This window comes from Streptomyces jumonjinensis (assembly GCF_009600885.1).
GTDB classification, from domain to species: domain Bacteria; phylum Actinomycetota; class Actinomycetes; order Streptomycetales; family Streptomycetaceae; genus Streptomyces; species Streptomyces jumonjinensis.
Map to the genome: position 1 here is coordinate 13,252 of NZ_VCLA01000190.1, position 10,993 is coordinate 24,244.

The following is a 10,993-nucleotide window of genomic DNA, read 5'->3' on the forward strand; positions in this document are numbered from 1 at the left end:
AGACCGGGCGCGGCACGAACACGGCGTCACGCCTTATCCGGTGCGACGGCACTGCTCAGTGCCGTCGCACTGGTCGTCGGGGTGGTCCCGGCCGCCGCGGGGGCCGTGCAGGGGGCGCCGCCCGGCCCCGGGGAGGTGGTCCCAGGGGCCGGTACGGCGACACCGTCGTTGGTGACCGGGCTCCGGGAGCCGGCCCCGGCCGCCGCGAGCGCTGCGGACGCGGCCCTCGGCCATCTGGCACAGCACCGGGACCGGTACCGGATCGCGGACCCCGTCCGTGATCTGGACCCTTTACGGACCCTGACTACGCCGGGCGGGCAGGAGGCCGTGCGGCTGGCCCAGGAGCACCGGGGGGTTCCGGTGCTGGGCGGCCAGTACATCGTACGGATGGAGAGCAGGAACGGGCGGCGGACCATCACCGGCACCTCCGGCCGCTATATGACCGGGCTGCGTGTGGACACCACCCCGAAGGTCACTCGGGAGACGGCGGTCGAGCGGGCCGTCGACGCCGTGGACGAGGACCTGACCCGCAACACCCTCACCGCACCGCCGGAGGAGGACGCCCCGCCGCTCACCGGCACCGTGCGCGGGCTGGTCGTGCTGCCGCAGGGGATCGGGGTGCTCAGCTGGCACGTGACGGTACGCGGCAGTGACCCGGCCCAGGCCGAACCGGTGCTGCGCGAGGTCTACATCGAGGCCCGGGCCGGTTACCCCGTCCTCGGGTACAGCGGGGTCAAGACGGTCGGCACACCGGACAGGCCCGCCGCCCCGGCCCGCACGGCCCCGCGCCCGGCGGCGGGCCGGGGCACGGCCGCGCAAGCGCTGGAGCCGGGCTCCGGGGTCACCCTCGACGGGCGGACCGTCCCGCTGAACGTGTCGTTCCTCGGCGACTCCTATCGACTGCGGGACGCGACCCGGTTGGAGGAGTACGGCCAGACACTGACGATCTGGGACGCACGGAATGTACAGGCCAGCGATGCGGTCGGGGTCTGGCCGAAGGGCCTGGACGTGTTCCGCTCCCCGACACCCGAGTTCGGTGCAGATGCGACCGGGGCGGGCGCGGTGGACGCGCACTGGGCGACCGCGCGCGTCCATGACTGGTACCGGGAGGAGCACGGCAGGAACGGCCTGGACAACCGGGAGATGTCCGTCACCTCCCTGGTGGGTGTCACCGACTACGGCGGGAGGGCGTATGTCAACGCCTTCTGGGACGGTCAGAAACTGGTCTACGGCGCAGGTGATGAAGAGTACCGCCCCATGGCCGCCGCCGTGGACGTGGTAGGCCATCAGATGACCCACGCGGTGATCGACCACTCGGCCGGGCTGGTCCACGCGGGCCAGTCCGGGGCGCTGAGCGAGGCCATCGCGGACTACTTCGGCAACACCATCGAGGCCGAGGTCCACGGCACCCCGGCGGACGACCCGGACTCCGGGCTGATCGGGGAAGCCCTGTGCCGCACGAAGACCCCCCGGGAGTGCGCCTTCCGCGACATGAACGACGGACGGACCACCTCCGGCTCCTTCGTCGGCGTCACCATCGGCACCGACAACGGCGGCGTCCATCTCAACTCCACCATCTTCGGCGGCGCGCTGTGGGACATCCGCGAGGATCTCGGGGCCGATCTCACCGACCGGATCGTCTACCGGGCGCTCACCCAGTACCTCACCCCGCTCGACGGTTTCACCGAGGGCCGGGCCGCGCTGCTCGCCGCCGCCCGTGACCTCGGCGCCACCACGCGGCAGCTCAGCGATGTACGCCGGGCCTTCAGCGCCCACGGCATCGTGCCCGGCTGGGAGAACGCCCTGGGGGTGGACGCCGATCCGGTGCTGAAGCGGGTCAACACCGCCAACTCGGTGATGGGTTCGGGCGGCGGCTGGTGGGTCACTTCCACCTCGAACGAGTCCGGCGACGAGCCGTACTCCGTGTGGACCAGGCGCCTCGACGGGCGCGGTCAGCCGAAGCTGATGAGCCCTAATGACGGGCGCCACCACGTCAACCCCGCCACCGACGGCAAGACGGTGATCTGGCAGGCGTTCGACGCCTGGATCGTGTCAGTGCTGGCCCGGCCGATCGCGGGCGGCCCGGTCAAGACCCTGTACACCGGCCGTCGTATCAGCAGCCCGATGACGGTGGCGGGAGACCTCGTGGCCTTCCCGCACAGTCCGCGGGCAGCCGCCTCCCAGGTGAGCTATCTCCGGCAGAGCGACCCGGAGAAACGGGTCATCTTCGGTGGCGGCCGTTTCCACGCGGCGCACTTCCCCTCACTGAGCCAGGGCCGGCTCATATACCAGGAAGTCGATCAAGTGCCGGGGACGCCGCCGTTCCGGCGCTTCGAGTACCGCACCCGGATGTTCGACCCGGCGACCGGTGAGAACCGGGTCCTCCGCATGGTCTCCAGCCCCGGGGTGGCCCTCGGCCAAACTGCCAGCAGCGCCACTCATGTGTTCTGGCTGGCGAGCGAGGACTACAACGACAACGGTGAGACCGCCCTGCGCCGGATTGCGCTCGACGGTTCCGGCACGGCCGTTCTCAGCCCGGAGACCGGGCCCGGGGCACTGGCCATGGAGACACTGGCGCTCTCGGACCAGGTGGTGACCGCCGGAACCCGGAGCCGCCGGTCCGCCACCCCGGGCAGTAACGCGTCGCTGCCCAAGCTCTGGCAGCTGCCTGCCTATGCCGACCCTCCTGCACAGGGCAGCACAGCCGTGCGGGTCTCCTGCAACCGGGGTGAACAGCTCCACCCTGTGGCCGGCAAGGGCCGCCAGGTGCTCTGGCTCGACGGCACCACCGGCACCACCGACGTGGTGACCCGCGCCCGGCCCTCCGGAACCTGCGGCTGATCCCCGCCCGGGAAGGGGCCCCGCGTCCCGGGCCCCTTCCCGGTCACGTCCGCCCACGCCCGTACGGGACCACCGGGGCGGGCTCTTCCCCGCACGGCCCGTGCGGGAAGACGCCCATGGGGCATGGGCACCCACGCGGTTCGGCCCCGGGGCCTGGCCTGGCGCACCGAGTGCCGGCTGCACGCCGTGAGTCGGTGCAGCGGCGGGCACGCGCGGACAAGGCTTGGACCGCGGTCGGGGAATCCCGGGATGCCGGTCGCTCTCCGGGCTGAAGCCCTCCGCACCGCCGGTACGGGAAGCGGTCACGGACCGGGGGCTGCCGATCCGGCGCGGGACAGGCTGCCCGGTTTCACCGCTGGAGGCACCGCACTCTGACAGCACCGGCGGCGGGATGGTCTCCTCGCTGCCGGAAGATATCCCTGATGACCTACCCGGCACCGGCTGCCCTTTGTTCCGGCGGGGCTGAGAGCGGGCCGCTGGTGACGCGTGCGTTGGGGACGGCGGCGGACTGCCGTACTGGTCGTGCGCAGTCAAAACGTGGGGCAGCTGTACGGGCGCCGGCCAGACCTGGAGACCAGGAAGCTCACAGCCGCCGAGGCCCGGAGCACAATCGCGCAGCGCCGCCGCGCACGGAAACCGCAGCACCCCAGCGGATCCACGCCTACCCCGCGTCGCCCAAGACACCGCCGCCCACCTCATGGGCCGACCCACGAGCGCCGCCGTCCGCAGGGGGTTGAACGGGCCGGCGCACCGGATAGGCACTGCCGACCGGACCTCTCGCGCTCGCGGCCGCGAAGGTGAGGCACTCGCCGAGGATCTCCGTGTTCGAGCAGCCGTCGTCGATGAGGTGGGAGATGAGATCGTCCCGCCGGGTGCGGCGGCGGGCCCGCACGGCGGGGCGCACATCGCCGGCGTACACCCGCAGCCAGTTGGTGTTCTGCCGCAGTGTCCAGTAGATGCCGTGCAGGCTCGTCAGTCCCGGCGTGCCGAACCGCTCCGGGAAGAAGCGCTCCAGCCGTTCCTTGATGCCTGGTTTGCTGTCCGTCAGGCCGATGACCGCGCAGGCCACCTCGATCGCGAGATCGAAGCTGAGATCGGAGAGCCGCGCCCGGCCGTCGGCCCGGAGCCGGTCGATCCGGGCCTGAGCGACGCGGACCATGACATCGCGGTAGTGCTCATCGACGCGGCGCGGGGTGAAGAACCGTGCGGTCTGGCGGCGGTGTTCGCGATGCTCAGGACCGTCCCGGTAGAGTACCGGCCGCCGGATGCGCTTCGGCAGCTTCGACACCATCTCGATCCCGAGCCCGGCCTGCACGGTCGACGTACTGCGCAGCACCGTACGCGCCTCGTCGTACCCGCGCACCTCCCACACCCCGTCACTACCCCGCGCGACGGGACACTCCGCCGCCGTCCCGCCGCGCTCGATCCTGCGGAATCCGAATCCCTCGTCCGACCCGGCCTCGGCCACGTCACCGACGTCACGGAACTCACCGGACTCGCCGCCCATGAGCGGCACCTCCCTCTTCCCGAAGACCATGCCGGGCATCCCCGCACCCGGCCTCCCCGCCCAGGCCGACGGCACACTCCCGCCGATCACGGCGCGGTGCCGTGGGGGCCGTGCCGGATGGTTCCTTCCCACTGCAACGGCGCGGGAAGCAGGAATGTGGGCAAGACGGGGACGGCGGACGGACCGGTCTCAACCACACAACGGTTGCCGTGGTGCTCGTCTGGTGGATGAGCGTGGTGTTGGTGCTGTGCTGGTGGCTGTCGACGCGGGTCTGGAGAATCCGCCCGGCGGTGGCATGGGTGATGAGGGCGAGGTGAAGTCAGCTCTGGAGCTGACCGGGCCAGAGTTGTGCTTTGCGTTCGCGGCCGTCGGGGCGGCTACACCTGGTGGCAGGGCGATGCGGCCCCCGCCGCCACGCACGTGCTGTGCGCGCCGGATCTCTCCCGGCCGGAGTCCGTCGCAGCCGAGAGCGAACACCTGGCCCTCGTCACGGTCACCCGGGCCATCGGATACCTGGAGGAGGAGAGCGATCTGCCGGGCGGCGTCCGGACGGTCAGGGCCCGCGTCGACACGGCGCTCAAGGGCACCGGTCCCGGGGAGCTGGAGCTGGGGCAGTCCGTGAGCCGCACCCACGGCGGTGGGTACACGACCGCCGGCGCAGAGACGTGCTACGACCTCCTGGAGCCCGGCCGCCAGTACGTCATCGGCTTCTGCACCGGCGGGAGCTATGACGACGGCTACGTCCTGTACTCCGAGACCGCCCACGACCACCGTGAGGTGGACGGCCATGCGGCTGCGTAGAGGAGTGCACCCCGTCGTGACCGAGACGGCCGGGGCCCTTCTCGACGAGCGTTCGGGCCGGTGGCTCCAGCTCACCGGCACGGCGGCCGTCGCGCTCCGCCTGCTGCTGAGCACCGAGGAGCGCGAGCAGGCGGTCGCCGGGTACGCGGGTCGGTTTGCCGTGCCGCGTGAACAGGCCGGGCAGGACCTCGCGTCGGTCGAGCGCGGCCTGGCGGACCGCGGCCTGCTCGCCAGATCGCCGCGGCGATGGCACAGCGGATGGGGGTGGTGGCGGTGACGTCGATCGAGTCGTACCGGACGGTTCGGGCCGGTGGCGCCCGGGAGCGGGCGACGACCCGCCTGTCGGGCGATCATCCGATCAATACCAGGATCCGCACAGCGTTACCAAAGCGCCGAGTCTGGACAGACCGTGTCGGCCCGAATACAGTGCGTTCGGGGCCTGCTCAGCAGGAAATGCAAGAGGGGGCGGAAAGCGTGGATGTCGGCTGCGGCGCCGCTTTATCTTGCAGTACGGCAGGCTCCTTTTTGCGGGAAGTGGCTCACGGAGCTGCCAAGACCCCTGCCGTCCGACGCCGTGAGTACTGAACGGAATGCATCCCGCCAGCCCGGTATCCAGCGCCACAAAGGCCGTCGGCGGCGCTGAGTCCGGACCGCGTCCGCGACACGCCCAGATAGAAGGAGAAAGGCCATCATGCCGTTATCTGCAACTGACCTCGCAAAGCCAGGAATCGCGCCGATCACGATTCGTTCGACATTCTTCCAGAACGTCTACCTGCGCATGGACGGCACCGGGGTGACCGCCAGCACTGACAACGGAGGTGGGACGGTCAACTGTCAGTACGGCACCGGCCCCTGGACGACGTACAAGGTCCACCCGCAGACCGATGGTTCGTATTCCTTCGAGTCGGCGGCCTTCCCGAATGTGTTCCTGCGCATGGATGGCACCGGGGTCCCCACCACCAAGGCCGGAGGTGGGACGGTCAACTGTCAATACGGCATCGGCCCCTGGGAGAAGTTCAATGCCCGCGCCCAGGCAGACGGTTCGTTCTCCTTCGAGTCGGCGGCCTTCCCGGGTATCTACCTGCGCATGGTGACCGGCAGTGGGGTGACCTCCGCCACCGGACCTGGGGGAACGGTGAACTGCCAGGTCAACGCCAACGGCGGCGAGAACGAGAAATTCCTTCTCGATCTAGCCTGAGGGCTGTCCCGTATCTGCTATCGGCGGGCCGGTGCGAGGGCCCACGGCTGAACGCACCGCGCCGGCCGGCCGTACTGCATCCCGCTGGAGTAGAGCTGCCCCTCGTGGTTGCGGCCCATGAATTTGATTCCGTGGATGCGCCGCTCGACAAACGTCAACCGGAGGATCTGGGTACCGTGCTCGGTCGAGAACTCAAGGAGATCGCCGGGCCGCAGGTCTTCAGCGAGGACATCGATCGTCATGGTGGGATCGTACGACTGGATCGTGATACGGGTCGGGGAGGGGATGGCTGCATGAGCCGCCCGAGTGAGCCGGTCACAGGTGGGATGATCTCGGTGCGACTGCTGTGATCACGGCGTCGGAGCCGTCTTGGATGCCCCCGTGCACCGGGCTGAGCCCGCGGGCCCTCGGGAAGCCGGTGACGGTTCTGCGGCACGCGGGTGCGGATGCGGATGCGGATGCGGATGCGGATGCGGTCTGCAAGGGCCGACCGTGGAGTCTTCCGCTGGAGGACCGAGCATTGCTGATCGCGGCTTACTGGCGCGCGAACTCGACGATGCGCCAGCTTGCCCTCCTCGCGACCACACCATGCGCGGGCTCTACCCCGACAACCGGGGTCTAGACGCCCACGAGAAGGCGCTTGACGGGCCTTCTGCCCGTCAGGCGCCTTCCGTTCGCCCGTCCCTCCGACCGCTGCCGTGTTCAACATCGGCGCGGAGGCCGGCCGCCGCCGGGTGGTGGGGCGGGAGCGTCTCAGCCGGCCGGAGGGACCGTACGGCTCATACGCACCAGGCCGGGAGCCGGGGCGCCGGCCCCCGTGGCGGGGGCCGGCGCCATCTCCGGGTGGTGCGCTCAGGCACGGTCAGCGCGGGACATGGGCCCGGGCGTCAGCGCCGGCGCGCGTCCGTGACCTTCCCCGTGAGGAGCGGGCCGTTCGGCCACTCGCCCTCCTCCTTGTAGATTTTCACCTGCATCCGGAGGGATTCCTCCGGCTCGGTCAGCGCGTCGGTGATGGTGGGCACGGACACCTCGGTGCTCGTCTCCCCCTCGGGGACGTAGACCCAGAGGTAGGGACCGTCCGTGGACAGGGGCCGCTCCGGGTCGGGGAGCTCGCCGATGTCGGCGAGCCACTCCTCGTCGACGTCCTTCGTGGACAGCTCCGTGCCCTCGCTCACCGGCATGAGGGCGAACGGCGTCTGGATGTCGGTGTCGGCGGGCTCGGAGAGCCCCACCTTCCAGGTGAGCTTCCGGCCCTCGGTGACCGAGTCTGCGACCGGGGTCACGGTGACCGTGGGCATGGGGTCGTCGTTCTCGACCCGTACGCCCCCGGAGGCGCCGCCGACCGCCGCGCCGCGCACGGCCTTGGCCGCGACCTCGTGACTGAGGTCGGTGTCGTAGCGGGAGTTGCCCTTGACCGTCGTCGACACGTCCACGGAGCCACCGGCCTTCACCGTCACGGTGCGGACCCTGGACTTGTAGGTCTGCAGGTCGAGGACGGCGAGCTTGATCACGCCGGTGCCCTTGCCGGTGACGTTGACGGGCACGCGGTAGGTGCGGGTGCCGGAGTCGCCCTCCTTGACCGTCAGCTGACCGATGTCGACCCTCGGGAGCGCGACGGGGCGTACCGCCGGGGTGCCGGGGCGGTAGCCCCAGGCGTCCATCAGCCAGAGCTTGCCGGAGCCGCTGCGCGGGGTGAGCTCCAGCGACTTCATCCGCTTCAGGTCGGCACCGGCGCTGACGGCGGCCTTCAGCGGGACGCGGACCTCACGCGCCCAGTGCGCGGCCGTCGAGCCGGAGCCGGGAAGGCCGTCGACGGTGACCTGACCGAGCCTCACCCGCTTGCCGGAGGTGTCGGTGAGGGCGACGTCGAGCCGGGTGCCCCGGGTGTTCGGCGGCACCGTCACCCGCAGGGCGAGCGCGTCGGAGCCCGCCAGCGAGAAGGCGCGCTCCGGCGTCAGCCGGACCGGGGTGCCCGGCTTGGTCCAGCGGGCCGTGACCGCGTTGCGGCCCGGCTCGCTCTCGGCGACCGCCCAGGACGCGAAGTGCGGCGACTGACCGGGGTCGGAGTCCTTCATACAGGCCCGGGTGGCGCTCGTCGTGACCTGCCGGCACACGCGCCCGTTCGTCACCGAGAGCGGGGCGTCGGGCAGGATCGCCGGAGTGCGGTTGCCGCCGACGGCATGGGTCAGCACCCGGGCGGGGCCGGCCGAGGGCGCGCGCCGGCCGGAGCCGTCGAGCAGCGGGCGTACCCGGTCGTCGCCCGCGAGGAAGAGCCGCGCGGCGGCGGCGATGTAGGTGGTGCCCGCCGTCTGCTGCTGCTTGGCGCTCAGCCGGGTCCTGGCCCCTGTCGAGCAGACCGGGTCCGGGTTGTCCTCGTCGTCCCAGAAGTCGTCGCCGGCCGGGGCCTCGGCCTGGCCGGGCGTCCACTCCCTGTTGAAGAAGTTGTGGTTGGCGCCGACCATGTACACCGCGCTCTGCAGCGCCGTGCCCCGGCCGACGCCCCGGGTGCCGTCGAGGTAGATCTGGCCCTGGAGGTCGCTCACATCGCCGTCACAGCCCGGCAGGATGGTCATGGAGGGCACGTCGGGTGTGGGGTTCTGGCCGAAGACGGTGGGGCCGATCAGGACGGTGCCGCGTATGCGCCAGTCCACCGGCCCCCGGTAGCCGTCCTCGGCGGGCGGCGGCGGGGAGACGCTGTCGAGGGCCGCCCGGTTGACGCCCTCACCGCCCCGGGAGTGGCCGACCAGGAGCACCTTCGAGAGGTTGGCGGGCTCCGTCGCGCGCACGGCCTTGGGGGCCTTCGCGGGATTCGCGCCCCACTCCGCCCAGCGGGCGAGGTGCTGGCGCACCAGGGAGGAGCGGGCCTGCGCCCCGAAGTCGGCCGCGCGGTTGTCCTGCGCGTTGACACCGTTCGCGGAGATGGAGACCGTCACATAGCCCTGGGACGCCAGGCGCTTCTGGTCGTGGAGATGGCCGCGGTAGCTCGGGACCGCCTTCTGACCCGGCTTGCACGGCCACTGCATGCCCGCGCTGTTCCCGCCGGGCTTGTAGCAGGTGGCGTGGCGGCCGTGGAGGAAGAGCGCCAGCGGTCGCTTCCCCGGCGCGTCCGTCGGGCCGACGACCGTGGCGCGCATCTCCACGGGCTCGGCGTAGCCCGGCAGCCGCACCGACTTCAGGGCGTACTCACCGCTGGTGGTGCGGTACTTCCCGGCGACACCGGGGTCGACCTGGTTGGCGGGCAACGGGTCCCGCGCCACCGCGACCGGCGAGCGCCGCTGACCGGATGCCTGGTCGGCCCCCGCGGCGTCCAGCCGCCGCGAACCGGCGACCACCTGGAGTCCGCTCACCGGTCCGACCTTCACCCCGCCGAGGGCGAGCCGGAAGGTGCGGTGGTCGTCGGATGCCTCCGGGACGCCGAGGGTCCGCTCCCCCGAGCGGAACTCGACCAGGGCGCCGCCCATGCCCACGGGCTCGGGTGAGCTCCAGACCAGCTCCCCGCCCTCGACGCGCCACCCCTCCGGCAGCCGCTCCCCGGAGGCGCCCGGAGGCGTGCCGGGTATGGGCTCGGCGGCCGGCTGCGCGTGCGCCAGTCCTGGCGCACCCGCCGCCAGCGCCAGGACCGCCAACGCAGCCGTCAGCGCGCGTGAGACCTGTCTCACTATGGTGTCTCCTCGTCGTTGGGTCATGCTTCAGCGCCCCCAGGGATCCCCGGGGGTGCACCCCGCACCGAGGAGATGGTGACGTGTCGTCACCGGTTGCCTCACCTCGGGAATCTGACGGGAATCACACAAGAATCAAACAGGAGCCGGACGCGAGTCGGACGGGAGTCATGGGGCCGGGGCGCCCGGGAAGGGCCGGGCCGTCTCCGTGCCCCGCGAAAAGCCACGCCAGGCACCTCGGACGGTAGACCCTGGCGATCACGGCGCATCGTTCGTCGGTCACAGGACGCCCCCACAGGGCCGCCTGGCCGCTGAGGGGTTCGACGCGCAGTTCGGTGACGAGGGGGCGCACGGCGGCGGCGAGTTCGGCTGCGCCGATACCGCCCGCCCAGGGCAGGGTCCCGGCGCCCGCCGCGTACGGCGTTCGGCTCTGCCCGGCTTCGCGCCACCGGCCTTCTACGAGGACGAGGGTGCCGCCAGGGCGGACACGGGCGATCCAGCCGGCGAGTGCGGTGTGCGGGTCGGGCAGGGTCCACAGCAGGCGGTGGGAGAGCAGGACGTCGTACCGCTGATCGCCGATGGGCGGGGCGGCGGCGGCGCCGACGAGGAAGCGCCCGGCCAGCCCGGCGGCCGTCGGTTTCGTCCGGGCGTACGCGACCGTCCGCGAGGAGAGGTCCACGCCGGTGACCCGGTGTCCTGCTTCGGCCGGCAGCCGGGACAGCGACCCGGTGCCGCAGCCCATGTCCAGGACGTCCGCAGACCGGGACGGCAGCCGGCAGTTCAGGAGATTCGCCCACGCGTCGCGGGTCTCCGGGGCCCGCAGGCCGTGGTCCGGCTCGTCGTCGAAGCGCGGAGCGGCGGCGTCCCAGTACTGCGCGATGGCAGCGGTGTTCGTCATTCCCCGCCCCTTTCAGCCGCCGCTGACGACTCCCCCGGTCGCCGCGCCCGGCCGGTGACCGTGGTGGGCGAGGGCCGCGTGCGGATCGC

Annotated in this window: 6 protein-coding genes and 3 pseudogenes; 5 read left to right on the forward strand and 4 right to left on the reverse strand. The window is 71.7% G+C overall.

What is annotated here, in order from left to right:
* Positions 1-171: 171 nt before the first annotated feature.
* On the forward strand, positions 172-2,841 hold the full coding sequence (locus FF041_RS29655; protein ID WP_323393083.1) for a M4 family metallopeptidase: 2,670 nt from the start codon (positions 172-174) through the stop codon (positions 2,839-2,841).
* A 784-nt stretch (positions 2,842-3,625) separates the two neighbouring features.
* Here FF041_RS29655 and FF041_RS29660 read toward each other — a convergent pair.
* Positions 3,626-4,204, reverse strand: a pseudogene (locus tag FF041_RS29660) (cytochrome P450); the annotation flags it as partial.
* A 564-nt stretch (positions 4,205-4,768) separates the two neighbouring features.
* On the opposite strand from FF041_RS29660, the gene FF041_RS29665 reads away from it, so the two are divergent.
* The 3 genes from FF041_RS29665 to FF041_RS29675 all read left to right on the forward strand — a co-directional run bounded on the left by FF041_RS29665 (position 4,769) and on the right by FF041_RS29675 (position 6,347).
* Positions 4,769-5,149, forward strand: coding sequence for a hypothetical protein (locus tag FF041_RS29665; RefSeq protein ID WP_194292220.1), 381 nt, complete (start codon positions 4,769-4,771; stop codon positions 5,147-5,149).
* 16 nt (positions 5,150-5,165) lie between these two features.
* Positions 5,166-5,426 carry a PqqD family peptide modification chaperone gene (locus tag FF041_RS29670; protein ID WP_153525653.1) on the forward strand — a complete coding sequence of 87 codons (261 nt, stop codon included), beginning with the start codon at positions 5,166-5,168 and terminating at the stop codon, positions 5,424-5,426.
* A 414-nt stretch (positions 5,427-5,840) separates the two neighbouring features.
* Positions 5,841-6,347 (forward strand): fascin domain-containing protein, encoded by a 507-nt coding sequence (locus FF041_RS29675; protein WP_153525654.1) that lies wholly within the window; start codon positions 5,841-5,843, stop codon positions 6,345-6,347.
* Positions 6,348-6,364: 17 nt separating this feature from the next.
* Here FF041_RS29675 and FF041_RS29680 read toward each other — a convergent pair whose 3' ends face one another.
* Complete coding sequence (locus tag FF041_RS29680) at positions 6,365-6,589, reverse strand: hypothetical protein (RefSeq protein ID WP_153525655.1); 225 nt, start codon at positions 6,587-6,589, stop codon at positions 6,365-6,367.
* Between the two features lie 131 nt (positions 6,590-6,720).
* On the opposite strand from FF041_RS29680, the pseudogene FF041_RS29685 reads away from it, so the two are divergent.
* A pseudogene (locus FF041_RS29685) lies at positions 6,721-6,924 on the forward strand (hypothetical protein); the annotation flags it as partial.
* 310 nt (positions 6,925-7,234) lie between these two features.
* Here FF041_RS29685 and FF041_RS29690 read toward each other — a convergent pair.
* Positions 7,235-10,006, reverse strand: coding sequence for an alpha/beta hydrolase (locus FF041_RS29690; RefSeq protein ID WP_323393087.1), 2,772 nt, complete (start codon positions 10,004-10,006; stop codon positions 7,235-7,237).
* A gap of 247 nt (positions 10,007-10,253) precedes the next feature.
* A pseudogene (locus tag FF041_RS29695) lies at positions 10,254-10,904 on the reverse strand (class I SAM-dependent methyltransferase); the annotation flags it as partial.
* Positions 10,905-10,993: the final 89 nt, after the last annotated feature.